At 40.4% G+C, this 24,342-nt stretch carries 13 protein-coding genes; 5 read left to right on the plus strand and 8 right to left on the minus strand.

What is annotated here, in order from left to right; all coding sequences use genetic code 11:
* Window positions 1–4 precede the first annotated feature (4 nt).
* The 5 genes from B9Y87_RS06840 to B9Y87_RS06860 all read left to right on the plus strand — a co-directional run bounded on the left by B9Y87_RS06840 (window position 5) and on the right by B9Y87_RS06860 (window position 7,385).
* Window positions 5–967 (plus strand): aldo/keto reductase, encoded by a 963-nt coding sequence (locus tag B9Y87_RS06840; protein WP_085497434.1) that lies wholly within the window; start codon window positions 5–7, stop codon window positions 965–967.
* A 6-nt stretch (window positions 968–973) separates the two neighbouring features.
* Window positions 974–2,587 (plus strand): sodium:solute symporter, encoded by a 1,614-nt coding sequence (locus B9Y87_RS06845; RefSeq protein WP_085497436.1) that lies wholly within the window; start codon window positions 974–976, stop codon window positions 2,585–2,587.
* 86 nt (window positions 2,588–2,673) lie between these two features.
* A complete protein-coding gene (locus B9Y87_RS06850) occupies window positions 2,674–4,203 on the plus strand; it encodes a sulfatase family protein (protein ID WP_085497582.1) in 1,530 nt (509 codons plus the stop codon).
* Window positions 4,204–4,222: 19 nt separating this feature from the next.
* Window positions 4,223–5,773, plus strand: coding sequence for a sulfatase family protein (locus B9Y87_RS06855; RefSeq protein WP_217807494.1), 1,551 nt, complete (start codon window positions 4,223–4,225; stop codon window positions 5,771–5,773).
* Between the two features lie 103 nt (window positions 5,774–5,876).
* Window positions 5,877–7,385 carry an alkaline phosphatase D family protein gene (locus B9Y87_RS06860; protein WP_085497438.1) on the plus strand — a complete coding sequence of 503 codons (1,509 nt, stop codon included), beginning with the start codon at window positions 5,877–5,879 and terminating at the stop codon, window positions 7,383–7,385.
* A gap of 92 nt (window positions 7,386–7,477) precedes the next feature.
* Here B9Y87_RS06860 and B9Y87_RS06865 read toward each other — a convergent pair whose 3' ends face one another.
* The 8 genes from B9Y87_RS06865 to B9Y87_RS06900 form a co-directional block, all read right to left on the minus strand.
* A complete protein-coding gene (locus tag B9Y87_RS06865; RefSeq protein ID WP_085497440.1) occupies window positions 7,478–9,925 on the minus strand; it encodes a glycoside hydrolase family 95 protein in 2,448 nt (815 codons plus the stop codon).
* Window positions 9,922–12,369 carry a glycoside hydrolase family 95 protein gene (locus tag B9Y87_RS06870; RefSeq protein WP_085497441.1) on the minus strand — a complete coding sequence of 816 codons (2,448 nt, stop codon included), beginning with the start codon at window positions 12,367–12,369 and terminating at the stop codon, window positions 9,922–9,924. The genes B9Y87_RS06865 and B9Y87_RS06870 overlap by 4 nt, the downstream gene beginning before the upstream one ends.
* 25 nt (window positions 12,370–12,394) lie before the next feature.
* Window positions 12,395–14,884: a glycoside hydrolase family 2 TIM barrel-domain containing protein gene (locus B9Y87_RS06875; protein ID WP_085497444.1), complete on the minus strand. Its 2,490-nt coding sequence runs from the start codon at window positions 14,882–14,884 to the stop codon at window positions 12,395–12,397.
* A gap of 141 nt (window positions 14,885–15,025) precedes the next feature.
* Window positions 15,026–16,705 (minus strand): RagB/SusD family nutrient uptake outer membrane protein, encoded by a 1,680-nt coding sequence (locus tag B9Y87_RS06880; RefSeq protein ID WP_085497446.1) that lies wholly within the window; start codon window positions 16,703–16,705, stop codon window positions 15,026–15,028.
* Window positions 16,706–16,716: 11 nt separating this feature from the next.
* Window positions 16,717–20,043: a TonB-dependent receptor gene (locus B9Y87_RS06885; protein WP_085497448.1), complete on the minus strand. Its 3,327-nt coding sequence runs from the start codon at window positions 20,041–20,043 to the stop codon at window positions 16,717–16,719.
* 161 nt (window positions 20,044–20,204) lie between these two features.
* Window positions 20,205–21,260: a FecR family protein gene (locus B9Y87_RS06890; RefSeq protein ID WP_085497450.1), complete on the minus strand. Its 1,056-nt coding sequence runs from the start codon at window positions 21,258–21,260 to the stop codon at window positions 20,205–20,207.
* 405 nt (window positions 21,261–21,665) lie between these two features.
* Window positions 21,666–22,256, minus strand: coding sequence for an RNA polymerase sigma-70 factor (locus tag B9Y87_RS06895; RefSeq protein WP_085497453.1), 591 nt, complete (start codon window positions 22,254–22,256; stop codon window positions 21,666–21,668).
* Between the two features lie 88 nt (window positions 22,257–22,344).
* Entirely contained in the window at window positions 22,345–23,928 is a 1,584-nt protein-coding gene (locus B9Y87_RS06900) for an arylsulfatase (protein ID WP_085497455.1), read from the minus strand.
* Window positions 23,929–24,342 lie beyond the last annotated feature (414 nt).

The raw sequence follows: 24,342 nt of genomic DNA on the forward strand, positions 1-24,342 counted from the left end.
AAGTATGAAGTACAATACCTTAGGTGAAACCAACATAAAATTAAGTGAATTGGGCTTTGGTGCTTCGGCAATTGGCGGTATGTTCAATGGGGTGGAAAAAGATGAGGCCATAAAGACCGTGCATGCTGCATTTGACAGGGGCATCAACTATTTTGACACTTCCCCGGCATATGGCAGAAGCACCTCAGCCTATGGGCCAGTTACCTCGGAAACCTTATTAGGTAAGGCATTAAAAGATTTAAAGCGTTCGGAAATAATCCTTTCCACCAAGGCTGGAAAAATATCATCTTTGCCCCCTGAGTTAAATTTTAGCTACCAAGCCATATTGAAATCGGTAGAGGGCAGCTTAAAACGGCTACAGACCGATTACATAGACTTACTTTTTTTACACGACATTGAATATAATAAAGGAAAGCATTTGGAAATGGCTTTAACCGAAGGCCTTGAAGCACTAAAAGATTTGAAAAAGTCAGGAAAAATTAGGGCCGTTGGAATTTCCTGCTATTCTATGGATGTGCTCAATAAGGTTATTCCCAATTATGTTCTGGACACCGTATTGGTACACAACCACCACACACTTATAAATGATGAGCTTCTAGGTTTAATGCCTAAAATTAAGGCCAAGGGAATGGGTCTTGTTAGTGCTTCTCCGTTCGCAAGTGGATTGCTGACCCGGCAAGGTCCTCCGGATTGGTATCCAATTAATAATAAAGATTTGTATGTGATAAACAAAACGCTTAATTTTTGTACGGAAAACAATGTCCCAATTGAAAAACTAGCCATTCAATACGCTATAAGCCACCCAGAAATTCCAACTACCCTATTTAGTTGTAACGAAAGAAGTCTTTTAAACAAAAATATTGATTGGATCGAAGAGCCGGTAGCGCAAGATATGATTGAAAGTGTAAGACAATATCTTAAACCCCTTAAGAACAAGGATTTCGATTTTGGAGCATATAACGACTAAACCTCTATGAGCACAATTGATCTAATTATAATCTTGTTATACCTTGTGGGTATCCTAGTTCTTGGAATAATGTCCACGGGAAAGACTAAAATGACGTCTGACAATTATTTCCTGGCCGGACGTAGTTTAAATTGGGTTATAATTGGAGCCGCTTTGTTTGCCAGTAACATTTCCACCATACATTTGGTAGGTTTGGCAGCTTCGGGCTTTGAGGACGGATTGGTCTGGGGTAATTTTGAATGGATGGCCTCTGTGGTACTTATTTTCCTTGGGCTTATTTTTGCCCCCTTTTACTTCAAGAGTCAAATTTCCACATTACCGGAATTTTTGGAAAGAAGATATAGTTCCCCCTCTAGATCATTCTTGGCCTTTATGGCCATATTGGGGGCACTATTTGTGCACATTGGAATGAGCCTTTACGCAGGGGCGATAGTATTTAAATCATTTTTTGGTATCGATGTATATGTTTCCATCATAATAATATCGGTCATTACAGCCACCTATACTATCCTAGGCGGATTAAAGGCAGTGGTAATTACTGAAACCGTTCAAACGGTCGTATTGATTATTGGTGCTGTAATACTGACCATATTTGCCATCAATGCACTGCCTGACATTGGAGTACATACCTTAACCGAATTTAAGGATAGAATAAAACCAGATCAACTAAGCATGCTTAGATCTGGAGATAATGCTGGAGATTCTGGGCTTTCATGGTACGCTATATTCCTGGGTTATCCAATTTTAGGACTATGGTATTGGTGTTCGGACCAAACCATTGTGCAACGTGTATTGGCTGCAAAAAGTGAAGACGATGCCCAAAAAGGACCTATTTTTGCTGGCTTTTTAAAAATCCTTCCCGTATTTATTATGGTTTTGCCAGGAGTTATTGGCTACGTTTTGTTTAAGGACAAAATAACCAGCAGTAATGAAACTTTACCCGTACTGATCAATGAACTGTTGCCCATTGGGATAAAGGGCATTTTTGCAGCTGCGCTGCTCTCCGCCCTTATGAGTACTATAGCCGCTGCCCTTAATAGCTGTTCCACTTTGGTAGCTATCGATATAGCCAAAAGGCTTAAACCATCCCTGTCCGATAAAAAACAAGTACAAATAGGAAAATATGTAGCAGTGGCAGTCATGATTTTAGCCATGGCCTGGTCTACCCAAGGAGGAAGATTCAATAGTATATTTGAGGCCATCAACAAGATTGCCGCCGCCTTGGCTCCTCCAATCGCTACAGTATTTCTATTTGGAGTATTCAGTAAAAGGGGTACCAAGGAAGCCTCCCTGGTTACCTTGATTTTTGGGTTTATTCTTGGTATTAGTGCATTTGCCGCCGATTTTATCCCTACCCTATATGGAAAACCAAGTATAATTACGGAAACCTGGGGAATACCCTTTATGATGCAGGCATGGTGGCTCTTCTGCATTTGTTCTGTGGTTTATTTTATAATCAGCTATCTAACACCTAGACCAAGTACGGACCAGCTTCAATATACCTGGGACAATCCTTGGCAATTTATAACGAATAACGAATTTCAGGGAATCAAGGATGTCCGACTGTATGCCGGCGCATTACTAGTAACCCTTATTATCCTTTATATCATATTTCAATAATCAATCTTAGTAATTACAGTTCCCAAACCAATAGCTCTAAAAAAACGTTGATGTTCCCAAAATATACTTCTAAAATAGTGCCCATAATGAGAAAATCAAGTTCACCGATTTTACAAATTTTCACCCTTTCATTGCTTGTTCTTTTTTCATCCTGTAAAGAGAAGACACCGCAAAAAGAAGAAGAAAAGAAACCCAACATCATTATTTACCTTACGGATGATCTTGGGTATGGGGACTTGGGTTGCTATGGAAGCCCCATTATCAAAACCCCTTTTATAGATAAATTTGCTTCGGAAGGGGTATTATTGACCGACTGCCATTCGGCGGGAACGGTATGCTCCCCATCCAGGGCAGGTTTGCTAACGGGGAGAAACCCTTATAGAAGTGGTTTTTATTATATTCAGGGAGCCTATGGAGCTTATTTGAAGAAAGATGAAGTTACCATAGCCGAACTGCTAAAGTCCGGTGGCTATGAAACCGCCTTTATGGGAAAATGGCACTTGTCCAGATTGGAAAAAAGTGAAAAACATGATGAACCCGGTCCTGGAGACCAAGGCTTTGATTATTGGTTCGCCTCTACCCATAATGCTTTTGGAGGTCCCAAAAATTTTGGGAAATTTATCAGGAACGGGGAAGCTGTAGGGGAAGTAGATGGTTGGTATTGTGATGTACTTACCGAGGAGGCCACCAATTGGCTTAGCAATATCAGGGACAAATCCAAACCGTTCCTACTCATTGTTTCTACACACGAACCCCACACTCCAATTGCACCTCCCGAAAAATACAGCGAGATGTACAACAATGCCGAGGTGGACAGTTTAGAAAAATCGATCAGTTATGGCGGGGTAGCGCGACCAGAATATGATATTACCCAAAATAAAAAAGAATATTACGGCACCGTTTCACAATTGGATGACGCCTTTGGTAATTTGATGAAAACGGTTGATAAAGAAAATTTGGCTAACAATACCATGGTCATTTTTACAAGTGATAACGGCCCTGAACACCCCGTAAACTTGGAAGAATCAAAAGGAGAATGGGAAGATCCGATTCGAGATATGTCCTTTGGAACTCCCGGAATTTATAAAGGCATGAAACGATATCCTTATGAAGGTGGACACAGGGTACCTGGTATAGTACGCTATCCTGGTAAAATTCCCGCCGGAACCACTAGCGATGAATTTGTAGTAGGGACAGATTTTATTACTACCGCCGTCAAACTAGCCAATGTAAATACCTCTAGCGATATAACTTTAGACGCCATAGATGCCTTTCCAGCATTTCTCGGTGAAAAAACGAAGCGGGACAAGCCCTATTTATTTCTTTTTCCAACTCATGAGGACACCTATTTCAGAATGCCACATATGGCCATGCGCTATAACAATTACACCCTTCTAGGTTGGTTTCCTGAAAACAAAGACGGTAGCAACCTCATTAATTGGATGAAGTCGTCCGTTCCCGAAAAATTCGCACTCTATGATCTATCTACCGATCCAGAACAAAAAAATGACTTGGCCGTATCACAGCCGGAAATAATAAACCAATTAAAACCCCTGATGTTGGAACAATGGAAAGACATAAGGGATGAAGGTCCTGATTGGGGAAAGTCCAAGTAAAGTTTACAGAATAACCGTTATGCAGAACCTACACAAATTGATGATGAAAAGGATAAAATTAATTAGCGGCATATTTCTATGTGCAACCGTACTTATGGGTTGCAAATCTAAAAATGAACATACTTCTACAGAAAAAGCTTCAAAACCCAATATCATTATTTATTTGACCGATGACATGGGTTACGGGGATTTGGGCTGCTATGGCAATCCCATAATCGAGACCCCTGCAATAGATAAGTTTGCCTCGGAAGGGGTTTTGCTTACCGATTGCCATTCTGCCGGAACTGTTTGCTCCCCATCCAGAGCAGGGCTTTTAACAGGTAGACATCCCTATAGAAGTGGAATTTATTACCTACAGGGTTACAAGGGCGCCCATCTAAGGGATAGCGAAACCACCATTGCCGAAATGCTAAAATCTGGAGGATATGAGACCGCCTTTCTGGGAAAATGGCATTTATCAAAATTGGAAAAATCAGAAAAGATCAAAGAACCCCATCCCGGGGACCAAGGCTTTGATTATTGGTTTGCCTCAACCCATAACGCTTATGAGGGACCTAAAAATTTTACAAAGTTCATTAGAAACGGAGAAGCGGTAGGTGAGGTTGATGGATGGTATTGTGACGTACTGACCGAGGAGGCTATAGACTGGCTCACCAATAAAAGGGACAAGAACAAACCTTTCCTTCTCATTGTCTCTACACACGAGCCACATGCGCCCTTGTCGCCTCCGGAAGAATACAGTGAAAAATATAATAATAGTACCGTTGATTCTTTGGAACACGCAATTAATTACGGAGGTATAGCTAGAACAGAGTACGATATAAGTCAAAACAAAAAGGAGTACTACGGTACCATTTCACAATTGGATAATGCCTTTGCCAATTTAATGAAAACGGTAGATCAGGAAAACCTGAAGGACAATACTATGGTTATTTTCACCAGTGACAACGGTCCGGAACATCCGGTAAACCTTGAGGAGTCCAAAGGAGAATGGGAGGCGCCCACTAGGGACTTTTGCTTTGGCACTCCGGGTAACTTCAGAGGTATGAAAAGATATCCTTATGAAGGAGGCCATAGGGTTCCCGGTATAGTACGTTTTCCTGGTAAAATTCCAGCCGGAACCACAAGTGATGAATTGGTCGTGGCCACGGATTTCATGATTACCATAGCCAACTTGGCCGAGCTTGAAACAACAAAAAACAATATCTTGGACGGTACTGATGCCTTACCGGCGTTTTTAGGTAAAAAAACAGCTAGGAACAAACCCTATTTATGGGTATTTCCCACCCACGAGGACACCTATTTTAGAATGCCACATATGGCAATGCGTTATAACAATTACACCCTGCTGGGTTGGTTTCCCGAAAAATTGGAAAATGAGACTTTAATGGACTGGATGAAGTCTTCCGTTCCTGTAAAATTTGAACTATACGACCTGTCCAACGATCCTGAACAAAGAAACGACCTAGCTTCGATAAAACCAGAATTAGTAGATATGATAAGGCCTTTAATGTTGGAACAATGGATTGAAATTAGGGATGAAGGTCCTATTTGGGAGAATATGAAGTAGGTTACTCACATCATTACTCCAAAATATCACCCTTTCTTGGCCAACTTTATAATCAAGAAAAAATTACCGGTGGAATTCCGTCCACCCAATTAAATATAAATAAATGCAGCGTCGTAATTTTATAAAATTATCAGGAGCTGGAGTCACCGCCTTGTCGTTTAAGCCCTCCTGGGAATTTTTGGATTCCAAAACCAAAATCTACAGTTTTCCACAAATGACAGGGGAAGTTACCCAAACCTCTGCCATTTTGCAGACTAGATTAACCGCTACCAATAAGATGCCCGAAAATGGATTTGATACTGCGGAGGCGCTTTTGGCCTTCGACATTGCCGGTGTAGAGGGAACGGCCAAATTTGAAATAGCCGATAACCCCAAGTTCAAGAATTCAGAAGTATCACCATGGCTACTAGCTACTCCGGATCGGGATTTTATAATTAAGTATCGGATCAACGGACTCAAGGCAGATACCCAATATTATGTTCGTGTACATTATGGTCCCACTACCTCCCGTACCAAAAAAGGACCTGTAAGTCAATTTAGTACCCTCCAGCCCTTGGATTCGGAAAAACCGACCTCCTTTGTAGTTACTTCATGCCTAAATCTGGGCAAATTCTTCTTGGGAGGAGGTTTGCAAAGAGCCGGTAGTAAGAGTAGGGCCGCTGAAGGTGAAGACCGAAAACTGGGGTATCCTGCCTTGGAGGTCATGAAAAATCTTAAACCTGCCTTCTGGGTACAGACAGGTGATACGGTCTATTACGATTACCCCAATAAAGGAATCGCCAAAACACTTCCTGAATTGAGATCCAAATGGCACCGACAAATGGGTATGCCCCGTATGGAGCGTTTTTTACGCCAAGTACCCGTCTATTTAATGAAGGATGACCACGAATACAGATATAATGATAGCGATAATGTAGAGAATGGCATAGCGCCTTCCCCACAGACCGCCAGGGCCACTTTTTTGGAACAAGCGCCAATTGCTGATCCTGCAGATGAAAACCCAGTTACCTTCCGTACCCGACAAGTCAACAAACACCTCCAGATCTGGATGCCCGAAGGGAGGGATTACAGAGATGCCAATGACAAACCCGATGGCCCCCACAAATCTATCTGGGGCAAGGAACAACTAGAGTGGATAAAGCAGTCATTATTGGCTAGTGAGGCTACCTTTAAGCTGTTTATTGTGGCCTCTCCCCTTGTTGGGCCGGATGATGCCTCCAAACACGATAACCATGTTAGTTATGGTGGTTTTCAAAACGAACGTGATGCCTTTTTCTATTGGCTGAAGAAAAATAATCTAGATAAGAATTTTTATATCATAACTGGTGATCGTCATTGGCAATATCATACCATACACCCGGCTGGTTTTGAAGAATTTGGCACGGGTTCCATAAATGGACAGAACTCCAGACCCGGAAGAAAACCTGGTGACCCCAATTCTACAGACCCCTTAGGATTAATAAAACAACCTTATATTCAGGAAGAGCCTACAGGTGGCTTTATCTTCGTGAAGGTTGCTCCATCGGAAAACGGAAAAGTGGCACAAATTGCCTTCGAGACCATTGACGAGGAAGGAAATACCCTGAACTTAGAGGTAAAAGAAGCAAAATAAAAAAAGGGACTGTCCGAAATGACAGTCCCTTTTTTGTTTAAACACTTTTAAAAAAGCCCTTTCTAAGACTTTTAAAACACATATCCCACTAATTATTTATGGTTTCGAAGGTCAAATTCCTTTTTCTCTCCCGCTTTCAATGTTACCTTCATCAAATCATCCCCCGCTTTTACACTGCAAGAGCCTCCATTCTTTGAATACAACAATACAGAGGTCAATGTACCATTGCTCCACTCCATATCTACCTCAAAATTCCCTCTAGCTTTTAAGCCGGAAACCTTACCATTGGACCATGCTTTGGGAATCGCGGGCAATAGGTGAATAACATAGTTGCCATTTTCATCTTTCGTATGGCTTTGAATCAACATTTCGGCAATACCGGCAACAGCTCCCAAATTACCATCTATTTGAAAAGGCCCTATCGTATTCATCAAACTGGACTTATTGCCCCTGGAAAGCAAGGTTACAACACTCTTATGTGCTTTCTCCGCTTCCAATAATCTTGCATGCATCAGCAATGCATGGGCATAGGCCCATCCCATTCCTCCATGACCGTTTTTCTCCCTCCATGCCAAACTCTCACTTGCCGCCTCGTAAAGTTCCGGGGTTACATTGGTGATCAGTGTAAAAGGATGTAGGCCTAATAAATGGGAAAGATGTCTGTGTCCAGGTTCCTTTTCTTCCAATGGCTGACGCCATTCCATTATCCTACCGTTATTGGAATCAATAGGTATTTTCGGCAAGGCAGCTTCAGCTGCAAGAATACGTTCCCGCTGTTCGTTACCCACACCCAAGATGGAACCGGCCTCCAAAGTCGCTTTAAAAACCGCTTTGATGATGGTCAAGTGATAGGTAGATGTGGAAGTAATTCGCATCATTTCCCCAGTCGCAATGTCCCTATATTGATTTTCCGGAGAGGAGGACGGCATAAAATGCAGCACCCCTTCAGAATCGGCTACCAATACATCCAGTATAAATTCACTAGCTCCAGACAACAATGGGTAAAGCCTTTCCTTTAGAAACACCTTGTCCTGACTAAACTCGTAGTGATCCCATAAATTCATTGTCATCCAGGCCCCGGGAAGGGCATCCAAAACTCCATTGTTAAATTGGGAATCGAAGGAAGAAGCAGATGGAGTTACCCGCCCGAACGGATTTGAGGCATGATGTGAAAACCATCCGTCCGAACCATACATTTCTTTTGCCAAGGGCTTACTGGTTTCGGCTATCAGCTCAAACCAATTTACCAGGGGATCCAATGTCTCAGGAATATTGGTAACATCCGCTGGCCAATAATTCATCTGTAAATTCACATTTAAATGGTAATCTGCTTCCCAAGGTGCCCACATTCTTTCACTCCATATCCCTTGTAGGTTTGCTGGAAGAATGGCATCGGCACGTGAACTGCCCATCAAAAGATATCTTCCAAATTGAAACAATTGTGCCTCCAAGCCCGGATCTTGCCCTTCCTGCTTGTACGCCAATAATCGCTGATCTGTAGGTAGGGAATCTTTTGGAGAATTCCCAAAATCAAGTTCCACGCGGTCAAACAAATTTCTATGGTCTTCCACATGAGCCTGTTTGGATGCCGACCATGAGGTAGCTATAACCTTATTTAGATTTTCATTAGCTAAAACCGCTGGGTCTATAGTGCTGTCAAAATCTAATTTGGACAAATTATAATCAGTAGCGGCAGTTAACTTAATTATAAGCTCTTCCGCATTCTGCACTACCAACCTATCTTCCATGGCTGTAATGCTTCCACCAGTGACTTCACTTTTCACTCGTGCAGCAAAACGCATATGCTCTCCTCCTGCTCCTGATCCACCGGCATTTTCATCCCTGGCCATTGGTGCTTCAATGTCCACTATCTGGCCATCCATATGTAACAGGCCATTGGGAAGCGCCTTAATGATAGCGTCTTTAGCACGTTCCAATCCGATACTACAGTTTATCTTCCTCCCACCATTAGTAGTTATCCGCACGTACAAGGCATTATCCACCGCAGAAATAAAGGATTCACTAATTATTTTGGAGCCCATGTCACTATAGGTTACCCTATGTAAGCCCTGCGACAAATCCAATTCCCGCTTATAATTTTGTACAGAATCCCTATTATCAAAGGATATCAATAAATCGGCCAAAGGTTCATAGGACCTAAAGGAGGCAGGTGCTGCAGTCATGTTTTCAACTCCATATTTATTGGCCTCCTTGATCTTTCCTTCCAAAATCAAGCTCTGGACTTTTTTCAGCTTGGCGTGGTAATCTTGGGCATAAGGATTGCTGGGGCTTCCTGCCCACAACGTTTTTTCGTTCAACTGAAAACGTTCCACATCGGTACCTCCAAAACACATGGCTCCCAACTTGCCATTACCCAAAGGAAAGGCATCTGTCCACTTTTTTGCAGGGGACTGATACCACAAAACCATTTTATTGTTTTCAGCCACTTTTTCCTGCACCTTGCATCCCACCAAACCAAAAAGTAGAAAAACAGCGATGAGCGCACCAATTTTTTGGCCTGTCATTTTAATATATATCATTTAAATTCTGTTATTGTTTGCTTACTTCCGGCGGACACCTCAACACTCATGGTGACATCCCCAATTTGCAACTTACACGTTTTGTCTTCTTTGGACATTATAGATACGGACTCCAATGCCCCGTTTCTCCATACCACATCCACTTCAAAACCTCCCCTGGCCTTTAATCCGGAAACACTCCCTGTTGGCCATTCCGAAGGCAAAGCAGGCAAAAGGCGAATGATCGTGACACCACTTTCATCAGTTTCATGACTCTGCATCAAGGTCTCCGCTATACCAGCGGTTCCGCCAAAATTTCCATCTATCTGAAATGGAGGGTGGTAATCGAACAAATTCTTAGCTGTAGATTTAGCCAAAAGCGCCTTAATATTTTCATAGGCCTTTTCTGAATTGCCCAAGCGCGCATAAAAATTAATGATCCATGCCCTACTCCATCCGGTATGTCCACCACCATTGGAAAGACGGTATTCTATACTCCTGTTTATAGCATCTATATAATATGGAGTCTTGTTCTCTGTAAATTGATTTCCTGGATAAAGACCGTACAAATGACTCAAATGACGATGTCCCTTGTCCACTTCTTCAAACTCTTGGGACCATTCCATTAAACGACCGTCCGATCCAATTTTTGGCAGGGAAAGATTGGCGAGCGCCTCCTTAACCCTTTCCACAAATTCATCCTCTATTTTAAGAATCTCTGCCGCTTCCAACACATTGGTGAAATTGTCCCATATAATTTCCTGATCCATGGCATTGCCCATGTCCAAATTAGCAAACACTTCTGGGTCCTTTGGGGTATAGAATTTATTCTCTGGTGACGTGGAAGGACCTGATACTAGCTTACCAGAGCGTGGGTCTTTGGTTAACCAATCCAAAAGAAATTTCGCCGACTCTTTCATAATGGGGTACGCATGATCTTTTAAGAATGCCCTATCCCTGTTAAAATTATAGTGTTCCATAAAGTGGCGTGTACACCATGCACCGCCCATTGGCCACATTCCGTATTGCACCTTTCCGATGGGCGAGGTCCAATGCCATACATCTGTGGTATGATGAACCACAAAACCATCACTGTTATATACCTCCTGGGCTGTCTTCTGTCCCGCGATAACCAAACTTTCTATAAAATCGAAGAAAGGCTCATGGCACTCCGAAAGATTGGTCACCTCTGCAGGCCAATAATTCATCTGCATATTTATATTGGTGTGGTAGTCACTATTCCAGGGCGCAGCCAAATGATTGTTCCAAATACCTTGCAAATTAGCAGGCAAACTCCCAGGCCTGGAGGAGGAAATCAACAAATAACGGCCATATTGAAAATACAAGGCCATTAAGGCAGGATCATCTGCCCCGTTAGCTACGGCTTCTAAGCGTTTGTTGGTAGGTCTAACAGACTCCTTTAAGCCCCCTAAATCCAGGGCTACCCTATTGAAATAATTTTGATAATCGGCAATGTGATCTTCTTTCAATTTATTGAGGGACCTTTTTGCCGCCTTCTTCAATTTAGTAGCGCAAACGGTACTTAAATTTTGGGTCAACGGGGAAAAAGGCGCTGCTGCATTATAATCCGTTGCGGCCGAAATAAAGAGCACTAGAGAGTTGGCATTACTGATGGAAATAGTACCATTTCCGGATTTTATGTCGCCCCCTTTAGGCAAAGCCATAATTTGAGTTTCATACTTCACTCCCAAATGCTTGCCTTTCTGACTGGCCTGTCCCCACATTTTTAATCTATTCTTACCTACGTTGGCCACTTCAAAATCTGCCTCGCGCTGCATTTTCAATTCCAAAGAAATGGAATTACGTTTGTCCGCGGTCAACACCACCACTATGGCATCATCTATGGCACTACTAAAATATTCCCTCGTAAAATTTACACCGTCTATCGCAAAACTAGTTTTTGCAATGGCATAATTGATATCCAGTTCCCTCCTATAATTTGAAGGAACACCTTGCAATTTAAAATCAAGGATCAAATCACCCAATGGCTGATAGCTTCTTGGGGCTATCCGCGGCCCCATAACATCGTCCTGAACCAGTTTATCCGATTCGGCATAATCGCCCTGAAAAATTAATTCCCTGGCCTTTTCAATGGACTTATATGCCCCTATCCTATTTTCGGGTATTGGTGGACCGGCCCAAACCGACTCCTCATTGAGTTGAAGTTTTTCCTGTTCAACACCCCCAAAAACCATGGCTCCAATTTTGCCGTTACCAATAGGAAGTGCTTCCATCCAATCGGAGGCCGGCTCTAGATACCATAATTTATTGTTGTTTTCCACACCACTCCCAGTTCCCGAATTGGACGTCTGGGCCATAGCGTTGTACTGGAATAAGAAAAGTAAATAAAAGCATATGGCTATTGCCTTGCTATTAGCGGTACTTTTCCTGGCTATACTTGATCTGTTTTTCTTTCTTATTTGAAATTGAAAAGCTTCTTTCATCTAACTTTTTATTGTGAACATGCAATTAAATTGATTTCGCCACTACTTGGGCACCTTTCAAGCCTTCTCCTTCGGCCGTTATGGTAATTGGTCCACCCTTTTTTGTGGCCTTTACAATGATGATACATTTTCCGTTAAAGGCCTTTCTAGTGTCGCCCACAAAACTTTCCTCACTTTTTGGATCTCCGTTATCCACGGCTAAAATGGTTGCCTCCCCTTCTACCGTGAATTTGATCTGATTGAAAGCGTCCGGAACAAAATTATTGTTGGCGTCCAAAATATTCACCTCTACATGTACCACATCCTGTCCGTTGGCATTAATGACTTTGGTATCCGCCAACAATTCTATTCTAGCAGGTGCGCCAGCGGTGGTGATTACTTTCTCACAAACCATCTTACCATCTTTAAAGCCCTTAGCTATTATGGTTCCCGCTTCATAGGGAACTTTCCACATTAGATCCATAAGATCTCCCATTTCCTTTTTGCCAAGCGACTTGCCATTAAGAATCAGTTCAACACTATCGCAATTGGAGTAGGCCACAACAGGAATTTCTACGCCTTCCTTACCCTCCCAATTCCAATGGGGAAGAATGTGTACCATAGGCTCCTCGGTCCATTGACTTTGATAGAAATAATAGGTATCCTTAGGAAATCCACACATATCTATTATACCAAAATTCCAAAGTTTCGCAGGCCATCCAAACATGGACTCCCCTAAATAATCGAAACCTGTCCATCTAAATTCCCCGGCCATATATGGAAAATCCCTAGTACGCCTCCATGAATCCCTAGCAGAAATACGCACCATGGAATTATCGTAGGATGAGCTGTAATATTTACTGATTTCACCAAATACTTCCTCTTCCGTTAGGTCTGGAACTTCCATAATACCACCTAATGGATTTTTTCCACGGACCCATGATTTACTTTGGTAAACACCACGTGTCTGGAAAGTATGTGGTACCTCGGTGGCTACAAATTTTCTCTCAGGGTAGGTTTCCTTGTCCTTTTCGTACATAAAAGCAGAACCCCCGCCTCCATTGTAACCTGTAACATCCAAAAGACTGGCAAATCCACTCTCGTTGGCCAAATGCATGTGTGTTATACCGCAAGTGATAGGTCTTGTAGCATCTTCACGTCTAACCACATCCATAAGTACCTTCAAACGTTCCGTTCCTTCTTCAAAGCAGGCATCGGGTATTTCATTACCTACACTCCATAGAACAATGGACGGGTGGTTGCGATCCCTTCTAATTAATTCTGTAAGGTCCTTTTCCGCCCATTCCTCAAAATACAGGTGATATCCAAACTCAGCCTTACCTTCTTTCTTTTTATTTCCAAACGGCCAGGATTCTATCCATTCATCAAAGGCCTCATCCATAACCATAAAGCCCATTTTATCACATAAATCCAACAACACTGTACTAGGAGGGTTATGCGCGGTACGGATGGCGTTGCACCCCATCTCCTTTAATATTTTAAGTCTTCTTTCCAAAACCTTATCGTTCATTGCAGCACCTAAGGCCCCCAAATCACTATGGTTGTTAACTCCTTTTAATTTAATATTTTCTCCGTTTAGGAAAAAACCTTTATCTGCTGTAAACTTAATACTGCGTACCCCCATATTGGTAGACACCTCGTCCACTACCTCATCATTGAGCCTAACCTCTGTTTTTAGAGTGTATAGATACGGATTCTCCGGGGACCATAAATTAGGGTTGCTTATCGTTAAGTTCTGAAGGATTTTCTGTTCCTTGTTCCCTAAGATGTTAGCTTGGGATTGATGCTCGGCTACCAATTGATTATTGGCATCGTATACTTTATTGACCAAGGTAAATTCCTTGGAATCTTCCAATCCATTTAGAACCTGCGTGTTAATCTCCACAACGGCATTGTCCTCGGTAATGGAAGAAGTTGTTACATATACCCCATATCTTTCAACATGAAGTTTATTGGTTTTCACCAGCCAAACATGTCTGTAGATACCGGAACCCGTAAACCACCTTGCACTAGGTTCCTTGGAATTGTCCACCCTGACGGATAGTACATTTTCTCCCCCGAAATTTAGATAGGGAGTTAAGTCGTAATTAAAACTAATATAACCATAAGGCCTCTTTCCCAAATAATTTCCATTTATCCATACCTCACTGTTCATGTATACACCTCCAAACTCAATAGTGACCTTGGAATCCTTATCGGATTTGTCCAAAGTGAAATTTTTTCTGTACCATCCAATACCTCCAGGAGCATATGCCCCTACATTCCCTGCTGGATTTTCCTTTAAAAAAGGCCCTGCTATACTCCAATCATGAGGCACATCTACGGACTCCCATTGACTATCGTTGAAAGTTAATTCTGCCGCTTCTGGAAAATCGCCCTTAGTAAATTTCCAATCAAAATCGAATTTAATTTTTTGCCTACTTATGTCTTCGGATGAATTCGTAGTATTACATCCAATAAATACTATTGTGGAAATAATTAAATAGACCCTTAAAAAAGTAATGGTTTTTATCATGACATAATCCTGATTAACTTAGCGAAATAATATTTACTTGTTGTGGTTTACAATTCCTTCGTTCGTAATAAAAAAAATAGAGGGCAGAACAATTTTAGCCCTGCCCTCTAGTACAATTACTTTAATTATAAACCTTGTATTTTAATTGGCATATCCTGGGTTTTGCTCCAATACCGCCTCGGTATTTCTTTCTATTTCCTGCTGGGGTATAGGCCATAGGTTATGGTAGTCTTGAATAACAAAACCTGTATCATAAGTACCATTGTAATATGGATTATGATCGGTAACACGTTCAACCAACTTCCCGAGTCGCTTAAGAGTCAACAACCTGTATTCCTCAAAATGAAGCTCCCTAGCCCTTTCATCCAAGATAAAATCAATATCAATATCGCTTGCAGAAACCAATGGTGCCTGAGCTCTTTTTCTCAACTCGTTGATATCATCTGCTGCTAGACCCGTCTGGTCCTTGCCCAAGTAGGCTTCCGCTCTTAATAAATAAGTCTCGGCCAAACGCATTTGGTAATGATCTCTAAAGGTTTGGGATGCATTTCTTGTTACTTCACCAGTTTCAAAATCAACAAACAATTCTTCAGGGAAATCATTGATAGGAGTAGTTTTAGCAAAAATAGCCGTCCATTGCCTTCTATAAGTGTCTATACTTTTAATGGCATCACTTTCAACCATTTTTTGACCATAGTAGACAGATTCAGGATTATCCACAACCAGATCTCGTATAATATTATACTCAGAGTTTCTCATATCTCCGGGTACGCTTTCCCATACATCGTTCAACATAAAATCTGAAGGTGCAAACCAGCCTATACCGCGTCCACCGTTTTGATTCGTTGGCCCTATAAATAAATTCTTGTTATCAGCCTTCCCTTGCAATAAATAATACTGAGGCCCCAAGTATTGTGTAATTATACTTCCCCTACCTCCACCGGTAACATTATACTCGTATTGAGCTATCCATAAGCCCTCAGTATTTCCTGAACTACGATTTTGGTTCCCTCTTCTAAAAAGGTCACCATATACGTCGCCATCCTCATTTAACTTGCTTCCAAAACGCTCTGTCATCAAGGCATAGTTAGGATTGTTGATTACACTGGAAGCACTGGCAATAGCCTTATCATAATCTCCAACAATTATGTAGAGTTCCGCCAAAAGGTGATTGGCGACCGCATCTGTAATCCTAGCTTCGCTACCCAACTCTGAAACGTCTGGTAAATTAGCTACAGCAAATTTTAAATCCTCAATACATTGGGCAAAAACTTCTGCTTGCGTAGCTCTTACATAATCCCTTCTTGGAACGGTAACTTCTTCCAATGATAAGGGTACCCCTCCATATAGAATACCAAGATATCTATACGTAAATGCTCTAAAAAACAAAGCTTCAGCCTTTAGTTGGTTTCTTTTTTCCTCTGAAGAAAATTCTGTATCCTCACCATCTATTCTGCCGATTATAGTATTTGCCTGAGCTATTATCTCATAAGACCTTTCCCAGGGGGTTCTTACCCTTACATATTCTGGTGTTAACCTATCTTCGTATGAATTTAGTTCACTATTAGGGCCAATTGCATTATAAGCAATATCCGTAGTATATTGGAAAATAAAGTGGGAAGTGGCACCACCCCAAACTGTGTATAAATCCGTTAAATTATACAGACTTGCAACGGCCTGATTAAACTGACTTTCTGTTCTAAAGGAATTATCAGCACTGTAAAAATCGTAGGCCTCCTCTTTTAACCATTCTTCTTCATTACAGGAAGAAAAACCTAAAAAAAGAACCGACAATAAAATTATATATTTATTAGTTTTCATAATCTTCTTTTTTAAAATTCAACATTAAGACCTACTGTGTAATTTGCCAACAAAGGAGTCCCTTGAGTATAGCCTTGTCCCGTTTCAGGATCCCATCCTCTCCATTTTGTAAAAGTGGCAAGGTTCTTACCGCTTACAAATAACTTTAAATTACTAAACCCTGTCTTTTTCAAGATATCCTTATCAAGGGTATAGGACAAACTAACATCCTGGATACGTACAAAATTTCGTTGCAAGTAACGGTTGGGCTCATAAGTTCCCGGACCTTCCAGCCCTCTGAATCTAGCATCAGGGTTATCCGGGGTCCAATAATCCCAGCCTCCCTTAAACACATTTTGGGAAATATAGCGTTCGTTTTGTGTATTGGTCGCTCCAAAAATCAAAGCATCCGTACCGTAGTAATAATCCTTACCACCCTGAATACTATTAATAAAAGTATATAGGCTAAATTGCTTGTAGGTAAATGTATTGGCTATACCAAATCTGTAATCAGGGTCTGTGTATCCCAATATCTTTTTATCGAAAGTTGCAGAATAATCCCCGCTCTCATCCAAATCGGCAATTTTATATGTTCCAGGGAAAAATCCGTTTGGAATTACATCCGCTTCCTCGTCTGCCTCTTGCCACATGCCAATAATTTCGTAATCGAACACCACCCCGGTAGGCTCACCGATAAACAATCTGTTGGCTACCAAATCGTCCTCTATTCCATCTCCGTCATCATCGGCCCCAAGAATAGACACGATTTCATTTCTATTTCGTGAAAAACTAAAAGATGTTTCCCATTTAAAGTCGGGACTTTTTACGATCTGTCCGGTCAATGAAACTTCCAATCCGTGATTCGCAACTTCTCCAATATTGGTATTAATAGTAGTAAAACCTGTAATATATGGAATCTGGATGGCATATAGGATATCCTTGGTGGAATTGTCATAGTACTCCACATTACCTCTTAATCTTGAATTTAAGAAAGCAAAATCTACGCCTACATTTAATCCCGTGGTAGTCTCCCATCCTAAATTATTATTGGCCAATGACTCTATATTTTGGGTTTGCGTTGGAGTTAATCCGTCGCCAAATACATAACCAAAATTTCCGGCAACGGTGGAGGTTACGGTAGCCTGGGTATCATATCTACCCACAGCCCTTCTACCTGTTGATCCATAGGAACCTCTAAACTTTAAATAATTTAACCAGTTATCGGTGCTATCCATAAAGTTTTCTTCAGAAACAACCCAACCTGCTGCAATGGAAGGGAAAACACCAATTTTTTCGTTGGTTCCAAATCCGGAGAAACCATCCCTTCTAATTGTACCTGTTAACAAATATTTATTGTCAAATCCATATTGTAGGCGTCCCATAGTATAAAGACTCTGTTCCCCTTCTTTCCCCGTATTGATAACATTCAAGGTTGGATCACCAGATTCCAATGCATTATAGCCCAAAATATCATTGGTAAAATTTTGTGCATTGGCATTTGTAAAAGATGTTGTTATTTCTTCCACACCGTATACCAAGGTTGCATTGATGTTATGGATATTGTTGAATGATTTGGTATAAGTTAAAATATTATCCAATGTCCAATTGTAATTAATTGAAGAATTTTTATATCCATATCCTGTAAAGTTTGCCCCATTGGGATCAAAACTATCATGATTGGTTGTTCTATAGTTTTGAGAGAAATTTACCCTATAATTTAGGCCATCAATGGGCAACTTTACATCCGCATGAATATTGGCAAACAAATTCAATCTTTTATCATTATCCAAAGTCTCTAAATCCAAAAGAGGATTGGTCCATGTATTTTGTAATATTTGTCTTGGAGAACCATCTTCTTCATATAAGGGAGTCCAAGGCATGACCAATAAGGATAAATCAGACCTTGGAGAAGCACCGGAGTAATCACTGGTAGTAACAAAAGCCTCGGTACCTACACTTAACCAATCGTTGATTTTGGCATCCAAATTCATACGATAGTTAATTTTCTTAAAGGTATCGTTTATAATAAAACCCTTAACGTCGGTAAAACCACCAGAGAAAAAATACCCAAAATCTTCCGATCTACCTCTAACACTAATATTATGATTATTAATATAACCATCTCCAGTTATAATATCCCACATACCATTATTATAATCATTGGCATACCCATCTCTCATTTCTTGGGTATTCAATAATGATTGCACATCTTGTCCCGGATAAGCATCATCCAAGAAATCTTTTAATTCAGCAGACTCCATAGGCTCCAATGCATTGCTTGTAGGAGTTTGCACTGTATAACTTGCCGTATAATTGATTACTGGCTTCCCAATAACTTTTCCTTTCTTGGTAGTAATCAACATTACCCCATTAGCCGCCTGAGAACCGTAAATAGCAGCAGAACTGGCATCTTTTAAAATATCTACTGATTCTATATCAGCCTTGTTCAAGTCTACCAGATTGCCACGATAGATTATTCCATCCACTACAATTAAAGGTTGATTCGCCGCAGCACCACTGGAAAGCGAATTTTGACCTCTTATAGAGATAGTCGGATCCTCCCCGGCAGCATCTACCGCACCCACGTTCAAACCCGCTACAGTACCTTGTAAGGCCTGTAATACCGAAACATTAGGGATTTCAGATAATCTTTCGATATCAGCGCTTACAACAGCTCCCGTTAAGTCGCTCTTTTTGGACACCCCATATCCTACTACCACAAATTCTTCCAGCCCCATAGCATCGGGCTCCATATTGATGTTTACAGTGCTACTTCCTCCCACAGTAACCTCCTGAGTTTTCATACCTAAATACGAAAAGACCAAGGTCTCACCTGAAGATGCAGTAATAGTATACTTTCCATCAAAATCGGTAACAGCACCTTTAGACGTCCCTTTGACCATTACGGAAACTCCAGGCAAGGGACCATCAAATTCATCAACAACAACACCGGCAACCGTGTTCTGCATAGCATTCTTTACGCCCGCCATGTTCTTTGGTGAAATAATGATCTGCCTATCCATTAGGGAAAAGACAACTTCATCATTTTCGAAAATCGCATCCAGGATTTTGGAAATCTTCCATTTGTTTACATCCAGACTTATTTTTCTTTCAACATTAACCAAGTTATTGTTATACACAAAGTAAAACTCACTGTTTTCTTCTATTTCCGTCAACACTTGCTTAATGGAAGTATTCGCTACCCTAAGCGAAAGCTTGGTATCCTGCGAATAACTTGAGGCAGGAATAGCCGCGAATGACGACAAGCAAATAATTAGTACAAATAATTTCATAATGAGGAACATTTTGGAAGGCGGAAACACCTTAAAGGCTTTCCCGTCCATTAACTTTTTTTTCATAATTTTGGATTGGTATTAAATTGATACTATTATACTACCTGAATTCTCAGTTCAGGGAAATTTTAGACAGGGAAGTGCGTCAACACTTTCCTGTTTTTTTCAATCATCTCATCATAGGCAAGAAGTTTAAGTTGTTTTTATCAGAGTTGTTGTTAATGCTTTTATTTTTTAATCGACAAAATTACCTGCCTTCTACTAAAGCTATCGTCGTTCTGTTTTGTTGATGCAACAATGTTATACTCCATTGGTGAGGATAGACTTAATAGTTTAAGGACCTGCTCTAAAGACTCATCATTAAATGTTGCTGTAAACCGGTAATTCTCCAAAGCCTTGTCTCTTATTTCAATATCCACGTTGTACCATTTTTCCAAGCGGCTTACAACCTTAGCTATTGGATCTCCATAAAAAATCATTTGCCCGTCTTTCCATGACGTATACTTGTTCATCTTGGAATCGCTGATCCTGGACAATCTTTTTTCACTTATATTGCACTCTACCACATCATTGGGATTGAGAACCATATACTCCTTTCTATCTCCCTTAACTCCTTGGACTAGACTTACTTTTCCTTCCACTAAAGCCACTTCCATGGAGTCGTATTCCTCATAAGCGGAAACATTAAAGGATGTACCGTACACCTTTACATCCAATCCGGAGGTATTAACAATAAACGGCTTTGATTCATTCTTGGTTACATCAAAATAGCCTTCGCCATTTAACTCCACTGCCCTTTCCTCCACATTATCAAAATCAATCGGAAACTTAAGTGTACTCCCTGAATTGAGCCAAACATTGGTTCCGTCCGCTAGAATTAACTTGGTACGGGTGCCATAGGACGCCCTTACCTCTTGGTAGACTATTTGGGGTGTACCATCAATTAAATCGTTGCCTCCTAAAAGGTAATTGATTAGGAATCCAAGACCCATGGCAAGAATAAATACTGCAGCAACCCGAAAATTACCAAAACGGGTTCTTCTTTTAAATCGAAAATCCGGTATACGTTTTTTGGTTTTTAAGAGTGATTGCTCAATATCTATCGTATTGGACAACAACAACTCTCCAGATCTTTTCCACAATTTTTCGTAAATCCCAAATTTCCTTTTGTTCTCCTGCGACATGGAAATCCATTGATCCAAGAAATCCTGTTCTTTAGAATCCAGTTCGCCTTTAAAGGACTTGGCTATGATACGTTCAATCTTATTTTCTACCTTTTCCAATTGCTTTTTAGATATGGTTCAACTAAATGACGAGCCAAAACAAAGCATACCCTACGTTTATGTAAAAAAAAAGTTAAATTAATGTTGTGTATTAAATGTGCAGATCAAGAAAGGAATGACTCCGACACCCTTCTTCCCCAGTAAAAACAAGACTTAAGACGTAGGTAAAAAAAACTCTACATCATGAATATTAAATGTAAAAAAGTGTTGCCAACCCATCATTTTTTTTCCAAATCAAATAAATATTATTTTTAGAATAAGGGCAGATAAGATTTCAGAAAATGATGGAAAATGCTGCAGTGTAACGAAGAAGTTTATGAAAGCCTTATTATTTTCCAAAAGGATATCTATACAAAATCAATATAGGGAAATGAATTAAACTTGTCGTTAAATAAGTTGATTTAGCTACAATTTTGACATCCAAACCACAACTGCAACTATAACTACAGTAAAATAAGGCTGCAAATCTTTACGCAATAGTTTTAAGGCCCTACTTAAAAGAGCTTCGACCGCCTTACTTGAAATGTTCATTTTAACCCCAATCTCCTTATAGGTAAGATTCTCGAACCTACTGTATTCAAAGGCCATTTTACTCTTTTTGGGCAGGGTGGAAATTGCTTTGACAAGAAGCTCCTCGAACTCACGGGACAACAAAGAATTCTCTGCGTTGGTCACAAACTCCTCCAATTCTAATTTTTCATGCAACTTGTCCAACGACTTCACCTGCCTAATATGATCTATACATCTGTTTCTGACCATGCGCGACAGATACGCTGGTAAACTTACTATACTATCCGCTCTATCACGGTTGTCCCACAGCTTCACAAAGCAATCCTGAACAAGACTTTGAGCTTGGTCCAGATCGTAAACATAATTGGAGGCATAGGCGCAAAGTCCTTTGTAGTACCTTCGAAAAATACAATCAAAAGCCTCTTCTTTGTTATTTTTTAATTCAGATATTAAGAATTCGTCGGGGGTTTGTTCCTTAAATCTCATTACAATAAATTAATTCATTATCCCATACACCTCTAGCACAAAACCTACGGCAATTAAAATGGTGTGCCTATTTAAAGATCCTCCGCAATCAAGACCTTATATACGGTAAAACACTACTTTTCACCTTGAACCATCCATTGTTCAAATCGCCGTCACATTCTTCTATCAATATTTTTTTCAACCTTTCCGCTATCTCCGTATTATCCTCATAAAGGTTCTTTTCTTCCCTATAATCATCTGGCAGATAGTATAATTGAAAAATATCGTCAGCAGCAAAATACCGTAGTTTCCAACCTTCTTTGGATACAATGGCAGGCCCCAAAAAAGAAGAATACACCACATAATCGTGTTCTTGTCCTTCTAGCCCCAATAACTCGGGCAGGTAGGATACCCCGTCCTTACTCTCAGGGATTTCAACATTCACTAAATCGGCCATAGTAGCCATAAAGTCATAATTGGAAACCAAGGCATTCGAAGTTGTTCCTGGTTTTATTTTACCGGGCCATCTGGCAATTAAGGGCACTCTAACCCCGCCTTCCCAATTACTTCTTTTAATTCCCGCCATACCATCATTGCCATCAAATACATCTCCAGCCAATTCACTGTAATATTTGGTATTTACATCGTCAAAGAACTCCCCGGTTGCCATATTCCTAACCGGTTTCAATATTCGGCCTTCCTTGGAGTAATATATTTCATGCCCATTATCAGAGGTAAAGACTACCATGGTATTATCATCAATTCCAAGGGTCTTCAACTCATTTATAATGACACCCACATGATCGTCAAGCATTTTCACCATGGATGCGTACTCCTTTTCTATTTGGGTCAACCTATCATCATTGACAAACTCATGGTGCACACTGGGAATTGCAACAGGACCGTGGGGCAATTGGGTAGGATGGTAAAGAAAAAATGGTTTATTCTTATTACTTCTAATAAAAGTCAATATTTTTTCCAAGAAAAGGTCTTGGGAATAGGTCGTCTTACCTTCCATATTCCATCTTTCTTCATAGGCCTTTTCAGTTTCCCGTTCCATGGTCTTGCCACAGTTCGCCAAGGTATTGCCTTCAATGTTGATCAAATTTCCATTCTCGAACAAGAAAGGTGGATAAAACCCATGACAACGTACATGGTCCAAAAATCCGTAATAATAATCCCAGCCATGTCTTTTCATCTGCTTGTCTGTAGTTGAAAAGCCATATTCCAATTTACCAACTTCCCCAGTAACATATCCTGAAGATTTAAACACTTCTGCCAAAAACACTTCATTTTCCGGAATTTCACCCAATTGATCATTCAGCTTCTGTTCAATTTCCGCTTGATCCATGGTCCCTCTGGAAATATTTAGGTACAAACCGCCGGCAGTTATTTTCCACTTATCCTTTTGGGCATCGTGATATCCCGTAATAAGACTGGCCCTTGCCGGGGCACAGAACATGGCACCATAGGCATTTTCAAAACGCATACCTTCATTGGCCAAACCATCAATATTAGGTGTCTTAATTATGCGCTGTCCCTCAACAGAAAGTAGACCCCTCCCCAAATCATCGGCATAAATAAGTATAACATTGGGCTTGGTACCAACATTGCCCTTTTCCTTTTTAGCTTCCGAACAACCTACAATGATCAACATTGCAGTTAACAAACCAACCGAGTTCCTAAAACCCATATTCTTACTCTATAATTAATTATTCAACTACCAAAAATCTTAACCCGCGCAATATCAGACTAACAACAACCAAAAAAAACTTGCTGTAAATTCCGAAATATTCATTTTAAACACTTATTAATGCTAAATTAATATTATTAAAAAATACAGAAAATCAATACGAAGGAATAATTTTATAAATATAGAAAAATATCTACAAAACCATAAACCATAAATTCAAGTAAAATCAAATTATAAACACATAATATTGATTATCAACTAATTAAAATAAAATAAATCTAATAATAACATTAAATCGTTTCCGATTTCCCTCAAAAAATTCAGAATTTATTTGCCAAATCACCTTATTAGATTACTTTTAAAACATATTTTATAAAGTATATCCACAAGATGATTTGTTATTTTAAAAAATTA

It is taken from the genome of Arenibacter troitsensis, from assembly GCF_900177645.1.
Classification (GTDB): domain Bacteria; phylum Bacteroidota; class Bacteroidia; order Flavobacteriales; family Flavobacteriaceae; genus Arenibacter; species Arenibacter troitsensis.

Bases quoted from the DNA above. Each gene is read 5' to 3' on its own strand.
- B9Y87_RS06840 (WP_085497434.1), top strand. From the start codon at position 5: ATGAAGTACAATACCTTAGGTGAAACCAACATAAAATTAAGTGAATTG.
- B9Y87_RS06845 (WP_085497436.1), top strand. From the start codon at position 974: ATGAGCACAATTGATCTAATTATAATCTTGTTATACCTTGTGGGTATC.
- B9Y87_RS06850 (WP_085497582.1), top strand. From the start codon at position 2,674: ATGAGAAAATCAAGTTCACCGATTTTACAAATTTTCACCCTTTCATTG.
- B9Y87_RS06855 (WP_217807494.1), top strand. From the start codon at position 4,223: ATGCAGAACCTACACAAATTGATGATGAAAAGGATAAAATTAATTAGC.
- B9Y87_RS06860 (WP_085497438.1), top strand. From the start codon at position 5,877: ATGCAGCGTCGTAATTTTATAAAATTATCAGGAGCTGGAGTCACCGCC.
- B9Y87_RS06865 (WP_085497440.1), bottom strand. From the start codon at position 9,925: ATGATATATATTAAAATGACAGGCCAAAAAATTGGTGCGCTCATCGCT.
- B9Y87_RS06870 (WP_085497441.1), bottom strand. From the start codon at position 12,369: ATGAAAGAAGCTTTTCAATTTCAAATAAGAAAGAAAAACAGATCAAGT.
- B9Y87_RS06875 (WP_085497444.1), bottom strand. From the start codon at position 14,884: ATGATAAAAACCATTACTTTTTTAAGGGTCTATTTAATTATTTCCACA.
- B9Y87_RS06880 (WP_085497446.1), bottom strand. From the start codon at position 16,705: ATGAAAACTAATAAATATATAATTTTATTGTCGGTTCTTTTTTTAGGT.
- B9Y87_RS06885 (WP_085497448.1), bottom strand. From the start codon at position 20,043: ATGAAAAAAAAGTTAATGGACGGGAAAGCCTTTAAGGTGTTTCCGCCT.
- B9Y87_RS06895 (WP_085497453.1), bottom strand. From the start codon at position 22,256: ATGAGATTTAAGGAACAAACCCCCGACGAATTCTTAATATCTGAATTA.
- B9Y87_RS06900 (WP_085497455.1), bottom strand. From the start codon at position 23,928: ATGGGTTTTAGGAACTCGGTTGGTTTGTTAACTGCAATGTTGATCATT.